Genomic DNA, 14928 nt, shown 5'->3' with positions numbered 1-14928 from the left:
CTATCAATGGTGCCAACGGGTCCCAACAACTGTTGTATTCCCCGTGTATACGGGGGTGATCCTAACCCCCTGAACTTCTGACTTGAGTCGCTTAGGTATTCCCCGTGTATACGGGGGTGATCCCAACGACACGGTCACACAAGTTTTGCGAAAAAAGTATTCCCCGTGTATACGGGGGTGATCCTGTACGAGTCAACGAGCGTGCCAACATCGACAGGTATTCCCCGTGTATACGGGGGTGATCCTATGTGTTTTATCAGAACTCTTGAAGGTCGAATGTATTCCCCGTGTATACGGGGGTGATCCCGGTGGTGTCATAATGGGCAAGCTCTTCCAATAGTATTCCCCGTGTATACGGGGGTGATCCCAATAATAAGAATGTAAAGAATGATAAGAAAGAGTATTCCCCGTGTATACGGGGGTGGTCCCGATCTGACGGGATGGACGGCTGGCGGATCAGGGTATTCCCCGTGTATACGGGGGTGATCCCAAGGTTGTCGGCGTCCACACGCGTACACAGATGTATTCCCCGTGTATACGGGGGTGATCCCAGGCTGAGTTGGATGCACGGATGGCTAAGCTGGTATTCCCCGTGTATACGGGGGTGATCCTGATCTTTGATTCAACCGCACAAACCGGTGGTTGTATTCCCCGTGTATACGGGGGTGATCCCTCAGCGATTTTTGCGTAGATGTCACCGTGTGGGTATTCCCCGTGTATACGGGGGTGATCCTGTTAGTTAGATTGACGAACAGTGACGGCTGCCGTATTCCCCGTGTATACGGGGGTAATCCTACGTAGTCAAATTTTGTTTCCGGCTTGAAAGTGTGTTCCCCGTGTATACGGGGGTGATTCTCACCCGGATGGGACGTCACCAAGCATTGGAGACATTAAGACACTTTCTTCAGGAAGATGTAAGGGTGTAACACAGACACTAACTATTGGAAATAACGGTAGTATCTATTCGTATACGGGGTGCTCGTCTAAAATACCGAGTAGTAATCTAATTAACAAACTTATTAAAGCAGAGCAAAACGTGGGCTATTCCATTGGTGACACCATAGATATGCCATATACTAGATTTGGAAAAGAATATGGTTTTAAAGTTAAGAGGTTTTAGCAATGAACTGCTCAGAAATACAAAAGATACAGAAAGAGTGTCCACTTCCTATTGGTGTACGAGATGAAACTCCGTTTGTTAAAGTGACAGAACGGGTTACACCTGAGGAGGGTGCCCGAGAGATAGCTGACATTTTGGGTATTCCTTATGAACAGGCTCTTGCTGAAATCCAGTCCGATATAAAATCAGGAAAAATTAAACGATAAATTGATTGCACTCCTCAGCGAGTGTTTTTTTAATCGCAAATTGCTTTTTTAATGGTTCTTTTCCTGTTTGCGGTCTTAAAAACAACCGAGTATGGCCTCCCACGGCGAAAAGAGTAAGTGACATGAAACGATTTGAAAAGACAATTTTACCAATGAATTTGCAGTACTTTACGGATCCCAATCCTGACTCAGATGATAATCCTACCCTGCCAGAGAATACGGAGAAACAGTCCGACCGTGACAATACCGAACCTGAAGGAGAGGATGATTCTGAACAGCCAGATGGTGATGGTAAAAATGATGCATTATTGAAAAACTAAAGGGTCGAATCGGCAAGGAACAGGGATAGAAAAAACGCACTCCAGAAATAGTTGAACAAGTCACAAGTCGAATTAGATAAACTTCGCAAAGGTAAGCCTAACAAGAAGCCGGTCGAACAGACGCCCGAGCAAAAGAAGGCTACTGAACTCGAAGCTAAGCTCGTTCGGCGTGACACTATTGAGGAAACGCTCAATGGTGTCAATGCGAGTGGCGTTAATATCCCTAAAGACATCGTTGAGGTGCTGGTTACTAATGACCATAACCAAACAATCGACAATGCCAGCAAACTGCTTAAGTTCATCACCTCAATTCAGAAGAATATTGAGTGTTTCCCGTATATACAAGGGTGGTCCTAACGTGAATAATTAAGTTCCGCAAGCCATGATGTGTTCCCCCACAGGTGTGGGGTTGATAAGTCCATTTCATTTGCCCCAATTCCCAAGTCTAAGTAGTGTACGCCAAAACTCCGGCGGACACTACTTTTTTCGTTTTACCCGCTAATTCGGTTGGTGACTTACTCAATCACGGGTGGTTGGTTGGGGTTTTGGTGGGAAATGCCTATGATGGTCTCCAGTAGTAAGGGATGGGAGGTCAGACTCATGAGAACCACGACGCGGGCATTGTCTGGTGTGGGGATGTTGATCACACTGGGAATCGTGTACGGGGACATTGGGACGTCACCGCTGTACGTGATGAACGCCATTATTGATCAAACGGGGCGGCAGGCGGTGGCGGCAACACCGATTATGTTGGGCAGCATCTCGCTGATTTTTTGGACGCTGATGCTGATTACGACTGTGAAATATATTCTGTTGGCCATGCGTGCCGATAACCGTAACGAGGGCGGCATCTTTGCCCTGTACGCGCTGGTTCGCCCCCACGCCAACTGGCTGATTGTCCCCGCACTGATCGGTGGGGCGGCGCTGCTTGCCGATGGGACACTGACCCCAGCCGTGACGGTGACTTCGGCGATTGAGGGGTTAAAGGGCCAAACTTTAGGCCCCGTTCACTTTAGCAGTGCCCAGGGGTGGGTCCTGCTGGTCGTTACTGGTATTCTCCTTGGCCTCTTTTTAATTCAACGGTTTGGGACGGAACGCGTTGGTCGGTCTTTTGGGCCGCTAATGTTGTTATGGTTTGGTTTCATCGGACTCGTGGGCCTCATTAATTTGGTCCGGGTGCCCGGCATGTTACGAGCATTGTCGCCGGTCTACGCGGTGCAATTTCTCTTTAGTCCGATCAATCATCAAGGCATCTTTATCTTGGGCAGTATCTTTCTGGCAACGACCGGGGCCGAGGCCTTGTACTCGGACATGGGGCAGGTTGGGCGGCCCAACATTTATGGCACGTGGCCGTTCGTTTATGCCATGCTCATGCTCAGCTATCTCGGCCAAGGTGCCTGGGTGGTCCGGCACAGCACCCAGCTGGCGGCCACGCATCCGGTGAATCCATTCTATGCGATGGTGCCGGCGAGCTGGCAGTGGTTTGCCATCTTGATTGCCACGATTGCCGCCATCATCGCGTCGCAGGCCTTGATTACCGGGTCGTATACGCTGGTTCATGAAGCGATAGGGTTAAAATTGTTGCCGCGGTTACGCATTAAATTTCCCGGTAACGTTAAGAGTCAACTCTATATCACGACCGTGAATTGGCTGTTGTGCGTGGTAACGCTGAGCATCGTCTGGTATTTTCGGACGTCGAGCAACATGGAGGCGGCTTACGGCTTGGCGATTACCGTGACCATGCTGATGACGACGCTGTTGTTACATGCCTTTCTGGTTCAGCGCCATCATCAGCGCTTGGCCTGGCTGTACGTCATCAGTTTTGGCTTGTTGGAGGGTTTGTTCTTACTGGCCAGCCTGGCAAAATTTGTTCATGGCGGGTACGTCACACTATTGATCACGCTGGTCATCTTGACCATCATGGTCTTCTGGTACGCAGGAAATCGCCGGCGAGACGCGCATTTGGAGGCAACGGAGGACGTGTCACTGCTGGACTTTGTGCCACAGTTGGAACGACTGAGTGACGATGATCAGGTGCCGACGTTTGCGACGAATCTGGTCTACATCACGCCAGTTTCTAGTAGCTATCGCATCAAGCGGGCGGTCATCTATTCCATTTTGGATCAGCAACCGAAGCGCGCGCGGGTCTACTGGTTCGTCACGGTCAATGAGACGGACACGCCCAACGAGTGCGCCTACACGGTGAACTCGCTGGGAACCAGCAACGTGATGGACGTGCAGCTATACCTGGGCTTCAAGAAACCCCAGCGGCTAAACGTTTATTTGCGGCAAATCGTTAACGACCTGCTAAATGAGGGTGTGCTGGGCGACCAGACGCCGCGCTACTCCAGCATCCCTTTCCGGCGGGTTGGTAACTTTAAATTTGTCATGCTCAATCAACAGTTCCAAGACCTCGGTGTGCAGGGCGACTTGCCCCCGTTGGACCGTCTGTTGATTGGCGGGCGACTCTTGTTACAGCGGATTACGTTGTCGCCGCAACGCTGGTATGGCCTGGAATTTAGTGATGTGGTCGAGGAAAAGGTGCCGTTGTTTATCGGTCAGCAACCGGACCGGACGTTACGCCGGCAGCGCTGAAAAATTTGATGATCACAAAATAGCCCCGCTCTAACGTAATTGTGTTAGAGCGGGGTTTGTCTGTTGGATACAAACTATACGCTTGGTGCTAGCCATTTCTAGCAACAGGCCGGAAGAATAGCAAGATTTCAAGGCTAAGTGAGATTAAAATGATTAGTAACAGACGGCCCATAACAAATCCAACTAGAAAATGTAATTCAGCTTGACTCAAGTAGTTCAAAAAGCTTGAATCCATTGCATTGAGGGCGATATGTCCTATTAAAATGAAGATAAAAACCACAACAGCTTTGATGGTGTATGTCATTTTTCGGAAACGCTTCCAATCCGAAAAATGAGTCAAATAAACGATGACGTTGATTAACAATAAGAGTGGGATAAGGGGCGAATGGAAGCCGGCCGGTCGAAAAAACTCGATGTAACTGAGTAGCCATAGCATCAGGTTTAGATAGTAACTCCCAATCAGAATTTTATGATTAGCCGTCTGAGCATGATCCTGTTCACGGTAGTATTCTAGCAATCTATCGTCACGTAAGAGGTCATCGAGTGAGATGTCGTAAATATCGCTAAGCTTAACAATGCTGGCGGTATCAGGATAACTGTGGCCGTTTTCCCAGCCGGAGATCGTCTTGCGCGACACATTCAACTGGTCGGCCACTTGTTTTTGAGTGAGTTTGGCGTTAGTGCGACAAAATTTTAGCTTTTCTGATAAATCCATGTCGTTAACTCACCCCCGTTTCTTTTATAAGTGTACCCTACAAATCGGCATTTAAAAACCATCTACAGATGAAAAAGTTGGGATACTCTCGCAAATTCGGTGAGAATATTCCAACCGTTATAGAGCCGCTGGTATTTTTCAAAATTGAGCGACATCCAGTCCTTACTTATTTGAAGCCTGTTTCGCTATCTTTAAATTGTAAATGAACACGCCCGTGAGTAGAATCACGCCAATGACGCCCATCACTTGATTAAGACTAAACAGTGGTGAATCAAAAATCGCAAAAATCCCCATGGTAATTAAGAATCCCAGAATAACAAGCCTTGGTGCTGAACCTTCATCCATGATAATTCTCCTCCTAAAAAAAGCATCAAAATCTACGGCATTAAGTTCTAAGTGTTATCTGAATAGTCTACGGAAAAATTGTAAAGCATTTCTCCCGCAACAAATAACCGTCAAGCAACTCTAAACCGTTGCGTAAATACCTCCTTCTTTAGCTATACAACATTTAGGCAAAATCTTAAAGCTTCACTTTGAAGACATGAAGAATACGTTGATATATCAGCCTTTTGGCAACTTGATTTTTAGACCGCTGGGACGAAAAATCAGGTGCTTTTCAAACGGAATTAGGACAACTCTTATTGGGGGCGATGCTTTGAAATAAAGCAAAGATTGTAACAAGCATCTATTGTCAGGACCCCAAGTTAATCGGGTCCGGGGGAGAACATGAACTTCCCATACCAAGCAGAACTGCTGATAGTTGCATTAACCATTAAGACGCCAAAAGAGGAAACCCAAGCTTCAGGTTTCCTCTTAATCTTTAACCGGCTAATTCAATTGTTAAACTTAATCTTCGTTAGAAGCGGCTTCTTCAGCGGAACGCTTTTGCGCGTTGTGGTAGAAGATCCAGGCTACGGCACCGAAGAAGATTGGGCCGATGATCGTCCAGAAAGCGGTCATGTAGTCGTGATCCATGATTGGTTGGAGACAGGTGAAGCCGATCCCGCCGACCAAGATGACTAAGACGACCGTCACAACGGTATTGGTGAAGGCCCGGTTCTTATAAACGACGAATGGCCGTTCCAGGTCTTGGCGACGTTTGAAGAATGGGAAGGCCCCAATCAAGAACAGGTAAGGGAAGGACGTCGAAACGTTCCCCATATCAGTCAAAATCAGGTAGAATTCGTTGGCTGCGGAGCCTCCGAAGGCGACCAGGAAAATGAAGACGGCGACCACGATGGCTTGAATCCACATGGAGTATGCTGGCATACCGACCTTGTTCAGTTTGGTCATCTTCTTGGGCCACAATTTTGGTGAAGAGCCCATGATGAAGGACTTCAGTGGTGAGTAGACCAGAACGAAGAAGGACCCCAGGTAAGCCATGAACATGCTCAACCCAGTCAGCCGTGCCAACCAGTGACCGATCGTGGCGGAGGTGACGGCGCTTAAGCCCATGGCCTTCCCCAAGACAAGTCCCAAGTTGTTCATCAGGACGTAGGTAATGTTCCCCAAGTTAACTTGGCTCTTACCCAAGACGCTACTCCAGTTGGTGCTGATCCCCCAGAGGAAGATCGACAGGGAGTACATGATAGTGATGGCAATCGTCGAAATGATCAAGCCCTTAGGGAAAGTCTTTTCTGGTTTGTCCATGCTATCCGTAATCCCACCCATGGATTCCATGCCGGCGTAAGCGAAGACCGCGTACGTCACGAAGGACATGAGCGCCATTGGCGAGGAGAATTGCGGGTTTGGTGAGGAGATGAAGCTGTGAATCCCGTTGATAGGTTCTGCCAATTGGCCGTGATTTAAAATGACGATGACGATGCTGGCCACGAAGAACAGGGCGGTCAGGAACATCACGAAGATCCCACCCAATGAGGAAATCTTAGCGATGGAGTTCACCCCACGCGTTGCGAAGAACGTCACGGTCAAGATCCAAACGATTCCGAGGAGGCCGACCGTTTGCGTTGAGCTCAGGCCTAAGATCGACCATGTCTGCGTCTGGTCACTCCCGGAAATTAACGTGGAAAGTGGGATCCAAACCTTCGTCGAGGTCGATAGCATCCAAATGATCCAGGATGACAGCCAGATGAAGGTCCCAATGAAGGCCCATTTTTCACCGATGGAACCGGCTAACCAGGAGTAAATGCCCCCCTTAGCCTCCTTAAATGCCGACCCGTATTCCGCTAGCATCATCGCGCTAGGCAAGAAAAATAGTAAGGCGGCGAGAACGTACCAAATGATACTTGCGTAACCCATTTGGTCATAGGCGACTGTCGTGTTAGCGAAGCCGTAAATGGCCGTAAAGATCATCAAGATTAAATTGGATAATTTAATCTTTTTCTGGTTTTCCATTGTTTTATCTCCCATTTATTGGTGAAGCGGGTTCACCGTTGATTATAAATTGAGGTCTTGTTGATAGTTCAAAGGCCCTAAATCGGTGGCCTGAGTAATCAAGGTCGCCGCTAACTCCCGGTAGCGCCGAATTCCCAATGCGGCGTTCGCGGTTGCTTGTTGCGTTAAATAATGGCTAAGTTCTGGACCGGTCAGCTGTGAAGCGACCGCATCCGTGTGCTGGACGGACTGTTTAAAGGCAATCCGCAAGTCCTTTTGCACGGCACTTACCGTTGGCCAAGCCTCATGGTAGTGGGCGTCTAACAGCACGCTGACGAGCTTGTAGACCCAGTAGGCCGATTCGGCATCGTAAGTCGCTGCGCCCAGGTGATAGGCGGCAGGTGTCTCATCGATACCGGTGTAGAAGGGCACGTAGACGCTTTGTGCGGCCACACCCATTGCCAGCCACTGAATCCCGGCTAAAGCTGGTTCCATGTTCGGTCGTAGCTGTAAGACGTGTGATTCCTGTGTCTTGGCCAGACTGATTGGCCGGAATCGGTGCTTTTGTTCATCCGTTCCCGCACCCACGGGATCATAGGGCGTTTCCTCGTAGTGACTGCTCAAGAAAGCCTGCGCGTCATCCACAGCCAATAAATGATCGGCGTATTGGATGAAGGGCAGCGTGAAGGATTGCGGTTCCTGCTGAACGGCGGGCGTCAAAACTTGTTGCCCGTACCAGACCCGGGGGGTGTTGTAGTACAGGTCGGATTGATCCTGCGTCCCGAAGATCTCACGCCAAATGAAGCGGTCGCTGTGTGGATTCAGGTGATTTTCAGCGACGAAATCCTGTAGATGACGAGCGAACATGAAGTTGGTCGGATCATTGAAGTCGATGGCTTGAATGGCCATTTGATTGGCAATCACGGCGTACCCGTTGTCCGGAATCCGTTGGGCGACCCAGTAGTGGCCCGCGCCCGTTTCCAGGTACCAGGCTTCCTGTTGGTCGGCAAACAGAATCCCGTTAGACTCGCTGGTGCCATACAGTTCGATGAGTTGGCCGAGCCGAGCGACGCCTTCACGCGCGGTCTTGACGTAAGGCAAAACAACGGTGACCATCGCTTCCTCGCCGATACCGTCCTTGACTAAGGGGTCGGCACCCAAAACCCGTTCATTAGAATAGGTACTTTCAGTCGCGCTCATGGCCACGCCATATTCGTTGATACCGTCTTCCTCAAAGAGACCATATTTATCGGTCCATTCGGGGGTTGCCGTGTATTTCGCAGCGTGGGTGGGCAAGGGCATGGTGAAGCCGTTGTCCGTGCTGACAAATTGTTGGGGGGTGGTGGCTGTTTTGGCAGGGTGAACGACGAAATGCTTAGGCCAAGCGGCTTTGGCGTCTTCGTTGCGGCCAATGATGACCGACCCATCCATGGTGGCCTTAGCCCCAATTAAAATGCTAGTACAAGCGGAATAGTTCATGGGAGCACTCCTTTCTCATTTTTTGAATAAAATTACAACCTCCATTCTAGCATGTTTGCTGGATTGTCGAGGTGATTTCAGGGCAACTTTAATTATTTTGTTTATTATTCTCATAAAAGTAAATATTTATACATCATTATGCGGAAAATAGTGTATCCTTAGCTAACAAGGTCAAAGATAAAATAAACGCCAAGCGCGTGCTTCCGCTAGTCATCGGCCGGTTGATGTGGTTAAATGATGAAAGCGGATTATTCGAGAAAGAGGCGAAAAATGAGAATTATGTTAGAAAATAAGCGTGAGGTGGGAAAACACCTCCTAATTATGCTGGGGTCGGCGGCTATTACGGCGCTCGCCCTGAATGAGTTCCTGGTTCCGGGCAAGATTTTCAGTGCCGGGATCAACGGGATCTCACAGATCATCGCAACGCTCCTGCAGATGGGCGGCATTCATCTGAGCACTGGGTGGTTCATCCTGCTGTTCAACGTGCCCATTGGGATTTTAGGCTGGTTCAAGGTTGGCCGGGGGTTCACGATCTACTCAATCTTCGTGGCGGTCCTGACATCGGTCCTGGCCATCGTGATCCCGGTCAACAACATCTCGAATAACCCGTTGCTGGCGGCACTGTTTGGGGGAATCTTGACGGGGGTCGGTGTGGCCTACCCGTTGAAAAATGGGTTCTCGACCGGGGGGATGGACATCGTCGCCGTGGTTCTTGAACAGACGACTGGGAGAACGATTGGGACGCTCATGATGATGATCAACTTTAGCATCGTCATCTTAGCCGGCTTTCTATTTGGTTGGCCGAGTGCTTTATACACGATTATCTCAATTTATGCAATGTCGCGGGTGGTCGACAGCATTCATACCGGGCACCAGAAGCTGACAGCCTTCATCGTCACCACGCAGCAGGATGCCGTCATTAGTGAGTTGAACAAGACGTTGATTCGGGGAATTACGGTCATGCCCTCGTTTGGCGCGTACACCCGCCAGGACAGCGTCGTCCTAATGACCGTTATTTCGCGGTATGAACTTTATGCATTGGAGCACGCGGTCAAGAGCATCGACCCCCATGCCTTTGTCAACCTGGTCAGCACCGTCGACATTGAAGGCAACTTCTATAATGAACGGGAACAGCTGAAGTTGAAGCAGACCACCGAACAAAAATAGGTAAGAGAATTGCCCCAACAGGCCCGAACCGGTATAATGATACTATTCACATAGAGAAGGGATCGAATTTAAATGCCAATTGTCAACATTGATTTAATCGCTGGCCGTTCACAAGACCAACTCAAAGCCTTAGTTCAAGACGTGACCACTGCTGTGACCAAGAACACCGGTGCCCCAGCTGAACACGTCCACGTCATCTTACGCGAAATGCAACCTAACCGTTACGGTGTGGCCGGCGTTTTGAAGAGCGACGAAAAGTAAATTTTACAGAAAAACTTATAAACCGCCACCAACCCGACTATTTAGCCATTGGTGGCGGTTTCATTTATAAAAAGAATTGGCGTAGCCGTCACTTTTAGGTATACTAGTAACAAGTGCGACATCACGGCAGAAAGTGGCCGTTGCTAACGAACGAATGAATGGAGAGTCGAACGATGAATGATCAACAATACATGATGGCAATTGACGAAGGGACGACGAGTACCCGGGCTATTTTATTCGACCGGCACGGCCAAATTGCGGGACAGGCACAGCGGGAGTTTCACCAGTACTTCCCGCAACCAGGTTGGGTCGAACATGACGCCAACGAAATTTGGAACGCGGTGCAATCCGTCATTTCCGATGCCCTGATTGATTCGGACATTCAACCGTACAAGGTTCGGGGAATCGGGATCACCAATCAACGGGAAACCACGATCATCTGGGACAAGAAGACCGGTGAGCCCATTTATCACGCGGTGGTCTGGCAATCCAAGCAGACCAGTGAAATTGCCGATCAATTAAAGGCCGATGGTTACGCTGACGCCATCCACGAGAAGACCGGGTTGGTCATTGACTCCTACTTCTCTGCGACCAAGATTCGCTGGATCCTAGATCACGTGCCCGGTGCCCAGGAACGGGCAGAACAGGGTGAACTGCTCTTTGGGACCATCGATACCTGGATTCTCTGGAAACTGACCGGTGGCCGGGTCCACGCGACCGACTACACCAACGCTAGCCGGACCATGCTGTACAATATCCATGATTTGAAATGGGATCACGAAATCTTGGACTGGCTGAACATTCCGGCAGCCTTGTTGCCAGAAGTCCACTCTTCGTCCGAAATTTACGGCTACACCGCGGGGTACACGTTCTCCGGGGTCCAAGTGCCGATTGCCGGGATTGCCGGTGACCAACAGGCCGCTTTGTTTGGCCAGACCGCCTTTGACAAAGGGATGATCAAGAACACCTACGGGACCGGGGCCTTCATCGTGATGAACACCGGTGAGGAACCCACGTTATCCCATAACGGGTTGTTGACCACGATTGCGTATGGGCTCAACAATAAGGTGACCTATGCGCTGGAAGGGTCGATCTTCGTGGCCGGGTCCGCCGTGCAATGGTTACGGGACGGAATGCGCTTCTTCGAGCACGCCGGCGAATCCGAAAAGATGGCTGTCGATGCGCAAACGACCGGTGACGTCTACGTTGTGCCTGCCTTTACCGGGTTGGGTGCGCCATACTGGAATCAAGAGACGCGGGGCGCTGTCTTCGGGCTGACCCGAGGCACCACGCGTGAACAGTTCGTCAGAGCCACGGTCGAAGCCATCGCTTACCAGACGCGTGACGTGGTCGACACCATGACCAAGGAAACCGGGCTGGACCTGCAGTCGTTGAGCGTTGACGGGGGAGCTGCGAACAACAACTTCTTAATGCAATTCCAAGCCGACATCTTAAACACACCGATCAAGCGGGCAGCCATCAACGAAACGACGGCCCTGGGTGCCGCTTACCTGGCCGGCCTCGCCGTTGGTTTCTGGCCCGACATGGCCACGATTCGAAAGATGCATGAGTCGGGTGACGAGTTCATTCCACAGATGGATGAAACGAAGCGTCAACACTGCTACGCCGGCTGGCAAGCAGCCATCAACGCAACGCAGGCATTCCATCAAGAATAATTAGTTGTAAACGACAAAACATACTAAGATTAGCTCTGTAAAGCCGATTCGGGTTTTACAGAGCTTTTTTTAGTCATTAAAATCAGGAAGAAAATTCTCGGGTTATTGAGAATTTCCTTCCTGATTATCTATAGAAACCGAGTTATGTCTCAGGCTCTTTTTGGCGGCCTTAATTATTATTTTCTAGCTATTGACTTACTCTTTGAGCAATAGCAAATGCATAGAACTTAATGGTTAGGGGAGCATTATCTTTCACTTTATTGCCAGATGTGTTCTCGGCAATATTTAACCCGATTTGATAGTTCTTTAGATGATTTAGTTTAGCAGTTGTTAATCCGTAGTCTTTTGCTAGAATACGCTTAACTTTCTTGACTCGGGTAGCAGTTGCGACATTATTACTCTTCCTTAAATAGGCGGTCACCTTAGGGAAATACGTCATATGTGTGTAGTTTTTTGTCTTTAGAGAGCTAGACTTAACATCGGGAAGAGATGGATTTTCATCGGACATAGTTTCTGCGAATTTATAAGCAGCGATATTAGTTAAATCTAAGTTTAACTTCATATTGGGCAATGCTTTGACTAAAGCCCTAGTCATTTCTTGTGATTTAGAGTATTTAATGTAAGTTGCATAGTCTGCGTTGTTAGAAAACAGATTCATTGGAACATAACGACTCTTGAGCAGATCCATTGCTAATCCTTTGGTCAAGTATCCACGCCAAACATAGCCTTGCGTTGATTTAGGATGCTTTTTGGTGCCGCCAGCATTTACATAATAATAGACGGTTTTTGTATTTCCGTGTTTAAGAACCGCGGTTGAAGTACGTGAGAACGTCGTGTTGGGACGGTCGGTCAAATAACCGTATCGTTTAGTGTGCTTCTTATTCCAAAGAGCAACCTTTTTATTGGGGTATTTTGCCCGATAAGATGGTTGTTCGATAGGCCATTTTTCTGAAACGACCGTATACTTTGTTGCAGCTTGAGCTGATTGGGAAGATATAAGACATAATGCAATGCCAAGTGTTACCCCCCAAACAAGTCCTAGTCCACTTCTTAATTTCATAACAGTCACTCCTCGTATTTCAGTATACCATGAATTGAAGACGCTTTAATTCACGCGTGGTTACTTACAGAAATTCCTGGATTGCGGCGTGCTTTGGCGCCCAGTCAATGTCGTGGTAGCCGAGGCAGGGTTGTTGAAGCAGGCTGGTTAGTAGGGCCTGTTTGTTAGGCTTATTCAGGAAAGAGTAGGCACGGGGAGCTGCGAAGCTGGGGTCGATTTGACGAAGCTGTTCACGAGATAGTTGGGGTAAGGTCGCCACAGATTTGATGGGGAGCGCCACGCCTTGGTCTCCCAGATAGGTCGTTAAGTTGGCGGGTGAATCCGCTTGAAGTCGCGTGCCAATCTGAATTAAGTCAGCAGTTGGCCGGACAATTGGCTGGTTGAAGGTTAGGAAAAGCTGTAAGCCGCCAGCGGGACCGGTCGTGTAGACGAAGGCTTGAAATGGATGTTGGAAGAATCGCCGGCGGTACTCGACGATTTTGTTACCGGACAGGATATCCGCTGTCGGTTGTGGGTGGAGCGACATGAGTAAGGTGGGCAGCTGCGGGTTGTAGTACATTTTGATTAGGGACATGGGAAGATCTCCTTTGTGGGGTTAAAACTTATTAGTTAAGAAAATTTGAATTCAGGATAAAGCAGACACTAACTATCGGCTGACGACTTTCTAATTAAATTGTAGTCTATAGAATGACAGTTTGAAAGGGAGACTACTGGCAACTATAGTGTAGCTATTTCAGACGGTTAGTCCATACAGGGAGAATACGTGAAGGCCCTTACAAACTGCGGTATACTATGTCCTAAAAGGAGGAATCGGTGATGGCAGTCTTTACGGATCAGCAGAAAATTGATGTATTAAGTGATTTGGTGGCAATTCACTCGGTCAATGGCAACGAGGTCGAGGTGGCCCATTACTTGCAAAAGTTGTTGGGGCAACACGATATTCAGGCGAAATTAATGCCGCTCAGTGAGGGTCGGACAAATTTGATCGCTGAAATTGGTCAAGGAAGTCCCGTTTTAGGCGTTTCTGGTCATATGGATGTCGTGGACCCTGGCGACACGACACAGTGGCACAGTGATCCCTTTAAGCTGACTGAACGCGATGGCCGGTTGTATGGTCGGGGCGCCAACGATATGAAGTCTGGCTTAGTTGCTCTAGTGGTGGCGTTGATTGAACTGCACGCCGCGGGCCAACCCCAGCACGGCCGGATCCGACTCATGGCGACTGTGGGTGAAGAAGTTGGTGAGCTAGGGTCCGCCGCATTCTTTGATCAGGGTGCCATGGCTGATGTCGATGCCTTACTGATCGGTGAGCCCACCGGCTATCACATCTTCTACGCGCACAAGGGGTCCATGGATATTCGGCTATCATCGCAGGGGAAGGCGGCGCACAGTTCGATGCCCGAACTAGGCGCCAACGCAATCGACCCACTATTGGCGATTTTAAACCAAGCCAATGCAGCCTTTCGTGACAGTGACCGGGCCAACGACTTGTTGGGTCAGTTGACGTTTAACACGACCGTCTTACATGGTGGTGAGCAGGTCAATTCGATTCCCGTGACCGCCACGGCCGAAATGAACGTGCGAACGATTCCCGAATTTGACAATGCTGCCGTCATCGCGACCCTCCAGAATCTTGTTGACCAGCAGAATGATCAGGGGGCGCAGGTCACCATGGATGTCTTCATGTCCCAGTGGCCGGTGGAAGAACCTCAGGATACGCCGCTGAGTAATCTGGCCGCAAGTGTGGGCGAACCATTTGCTGGCGAAGCGATTCCTAAGCTAGCGCTGCCCGCCGTGACCGATGCCTCGAACCTGTTGAAGCAAAAGGGCCATGAGTTCCCATTCGTCGTCTTTGGTCCCGGCAACGAGTCTGCTCATCAAATCGATGAGTACGTTGACCGGCAGATGTTCTTGGACTTTACGACGCTGTACCAGAAGCTATTTGTAGCTTACCTCAATCAAGCAAATTGATATAGAAATGCCGCCGATTCTCAA

The 14928-nt window shown here is 49.3% G+C and carries 14 protein-coding genes and 1 CRISPR repeat array (1 of these 15 running past the window's edge); of the genes, 8 read left to right on the top strand and 6 right to left on the bottom strand.

Features of this window, described 5'->3' with window-relative positions; all coding sequences use genetic code 11:
- Positions 1 to 855: a CRISPR direct-repeat array (repeat unit 28 nt; unit sequence GTATTCCCCGTGTATACGGGGGTGATCC); it reaches 332 nt to the left of the window's first position.
- A 267-nt stretch (positions 856 to 1122) separates the two neighbouring features.
- The 4 genes from JUF10_RS05635 (at position 1123) to JUF10_RS05620 (ending at position 4241) form a co-directional block, all read left to right on the top strand.
- A complete protein-coding gene (locus tag JUF10_RS05635; RefSeq protein WP_203641268.1) occupies positions 1123 to 1326 on the top strand; it encodes a hypothetical protein in 204 nt (67 codons plus the stop codon).
- 122 nt (positions 1327 to 1448) lie between these two features.
- Positions 1449 to 1646, top strand: a complete 198-nt coding sequence (locus JUF10_RS05630; protein ID WP_203641267.1) for a hypothetical protein — start codon at positions 1449 to 1451, stop codon at positions 1644 to 1646.
- Positions 1647 to 1697: 51 nt separating this feature from the next.
- The gene (locus tag JUF10_RS05625) at positions 1698 to 2003 is read left to right on the top strand and encodes a capsid assembly scaffolding protein Gp46 family protein (protein ID WP_203641266.1); all 306 of its coding nucleotides are present in this window, start codon (positions 1698 to 1700) and stop codon (positions 2001 to 2003) included.
- 243 nt (positions 2004 to 2246) lie between these two features.
- Entirely contained in the window at positions 2247 to 4241 is a 1995-nt protein-coding gene (locus tag JUF10_RS05620; RefSeq protein ID WP_203641265.1) for a KUP/HAK/KT family potassium transporter, read from the top strand.
- A gap of 88 nt (positions 4242 to 4329) precedes the next feature.
- On the opposite strand, the gene JUF10_RS05615 is transcribed toward JUF10_RS05620, so the two are convergent.
- The 4 genes from JUF10_RS05615 to JUF10_RS05600 form a co-directional block, all read right to left on the bottom strand.
- A complete protein-coding gene (locus JUF10_RS05615) occupies positions 4330 to 4956 on the bottom strand; it encodes a helix-turn-helix domain-containing protein (RefSeq protein ID WP_203641264.1) in 627 nt (208 codons plus the stop codon).
- Between the two features lie 162 nt (positions 4957 to 5118).
- Positions 5119 to 5301 (bottom strand): hypothetical protein, encoded by a 183-nt coding sequence (locus JUF10_RS05610; RefSeq protein WP_203641263.1) that lies wholly within the window; start codon positions 5299 to 5301, stop codon positions 5119 to 5121.
- A gap of 501 nt (positions 5302 to 5802) precedes the next feature.
- The gene (yjeM, locus tag JUF10_RS05605; protein WP_203641262.1) at positions 5803 to 7311 is read right to left on the bottom strand and encodes a glutamate/gamma-aminobutyrate family transporter YjeM; all 1509 of its coding nucleotides are present in this window, start codon (positions 7309 to 7311) and stop codon (positions 5803 to 5805) included.
- 42 nt (positions 7312 to 7353) lie between these two features.
- Positions 7354 to 8769, bottom strand: a complete 1416-nt coding sequence (locus JUF10_RS05600; RefSeq protein ID WP_203641261.1) for a C69 family dipeptidase — start codon at positions 8767 to 8769, stop codon at positions 7354 to 7356.
- Positions 8770 to 9048: 279 nt separating this feature from the next.
- On the opposite strand from JUF10_RS05600, the gene JUF10_RS05595 reads away from it, so the two are divergent.
- The 3 genes from JUF10_RS05595 to glpK all read left to right on the top strand — a co-directional run bounded on the left by JUF10_RS05595 (position 9049) and on the right by glpK (position 11873).
- Entirely contained in the window at positions 9049 to 9936 is an 888-nt protein-coding gene (locus tag JUF10_RS05595) for a YitT family protein (RefSeq protein ID WP_203641356.1), read from the top strand.
- A 72-nt stretch (positions 9937 to 10008) separates the two neighbouring features.
- Complete coding sequence (thmT, locus tag JUF10_RS05590; protein WP_011667624.1) at positions 10009 to 10197, top strand: 2-hydroxymuconate tautomerase; 189 nt, start codon at positions 10009 to 10011, stop codon at positions 10195 to 10197.
- A gap of 173 nt (positions 10198 to 10370) precedes the next feature.
- Positions 10371 to 11873: a glycerol kinase GlpK gene (gene glpK, locus JUF10_RS05585; RefSeq protein ID WP_203641260.1), complete on the top strand. Its 1503-nt coding sequence runs from the start codon at positions 10371 to 10373 to the stop codon at positions 11871 to 11873.
- Between the two features lie 187 nt (positions 11874 to 12060).
- Here the strand turns inward: glpK and JUF10_RS05580 are convergent, their stop codons facing one another.
- Both JUF10_RS05580 and JUF10_RS05575 read right to left on the bottom strand, forming a co-directional pair.
- Positions 12061 to 12933, bottom strand: coding sequence for a hypothetical protein (locus JUF10_RS05580; protein ID WP_203641259.1), 873 nt, complete (start codon positions 12931 to 12933; stop codon positions 12061 to 12063).
- A gap of 64 nt (positions 12934 to 12997) precedes the next feature.
- Entirely contained in the window at positions 12998 to 13507 is a 510-nt protein-coding gene (locus JUF10_RS05575) for a hypothetical protein (protein WP_203641258.1), read from the bottom strand.
- A gap of 242 nt (positions 13508 to 13749) precedes the next feature.
- Here JUF10_RS05575 and JUF10_RS05570 point away from each other — a divergent pair, with 242 nt between their 5' ends.
- Positions 13750 to 14904 carry an ArgE/DapE family deacylase gene (locus JUF10_RS05570; protein ID WP_203641257.1) on the top strand — a complete coding sequence of 385 codons (1155 nt, stop codon included), beginning with the start codon at positions 13750 to 13752 and terminating at the stop codon, positions 14902 to 14904.
- The last annotated feature ends 24 nt before the right edge of the window (positions 14905 to 14928 follow it).

The organism is Levilactobacillus andaensis (genome assembly GCF_016861695.1).
In the GTDB taxonomy this organism is placed as follows: domain Bacteria; phylum Bacillota; class Bacilli; order Lactobacillales; family Lactobacillaceae; genus Levilactobacillus; species Levilactobacillus andaensis.
Note: the sequence above shows the minus strand (reverse complement) of the source record. Positions and strands in the feature narration are given on the sequence as shown.

Excerpts from the sequence above, each read along its gene's own strand:
- JUF10_RS05570 (WP_203641257.1), top strand. The coding sequence starts at position 13,750 with ATGGCAGTCTTTACGGATCAGCAGAAAATTGATGTATTAAGTGATTTG.
- glpK (WP_203641260.1), top strand. The coding sequence starts at position 10,371 with ATGAATGATCAACAATACATGATGGCAATTGACGAAGGGACGACGAGT.
- JUF10_RS05600 (WP_203641261.1), bottom strand. The coding sequence starts at position 8,769 with ATGAACTATTCCGCTTGTACTAGCATTTTAATTGGGGCTAAGGCCACC.
- JUF10_RS05580 (WP_203641259.1), bottom strand. The coding sequence starts at position 12,933 with ATGAAATTAAGAAGTGGACTAGGACTTGTTTGGGGGGTAACACTTGGC.
- JUF10_RS05635 (WP_203641268.1), top strand. The coding sequence starts at position 1,123 with ATGAACTGCTCAGAAATACAAAAGATACAGAAAGAGTGTCCACTTCCT.
- yjeM (WP_203641262.1), bottom strand. The coding sequence starts at position 7,311 with ATGGAAAACCAGAAAAAGATTAAATTATCCAATTTAATCTTGATGATC.
- JUF10_RS05595 (WP_203641356.1), top strand. The coding sequence starts at position 9,049 with ATGTTAGAAAATAAGCGTGAGGTGGGAAAACACCTCCTAATTATGCTG.
- JUF10_RS05575 (WP_203641258.1), bottom strand. The coding sequence starts at position 13,507 with ATGTCCCTAATCAAAATGTACTACAACCCGCAGCTGCCCACCTTACTC.
- JUF10_RS05620 (WP_203641265.1), top strand. The coding sequence starts at position 2,247 with ATGAGAACCACGACGCGGGCATTGTCTGGTGTGGGGATGTTGATCACA.
- thmT (WP_011667624.1), top strand. The coding sequence starts at position 10,009 with ATGCCAATTGTCAACATTGATTTAATCGCTGGCCGTTCACAAGACCAA.
- JUF10_RS05615 (WP_203641264.1), bottom strand. The coding sequence starts at position 4,956 with ATGGATTTATCAGAAAAGCTAAAATTTTGTCGCACTAACGCCAAACTC.
- JUF10_RS05610 (WP_203641263.1), bottom strand. The coding sequence starts at position 5,301 with ATGGATGAAGGTTCAGCACCAAGGCTTGTTATTCTGGGATTCTTAATT.
- JUF10_RS05630 (WP_203641267.1), top strand. The coding sequence starts at position 1,449 with ATGAAACGATTTGAAAAGACAATTTTACCAATGAATTTGCAGTACTTT.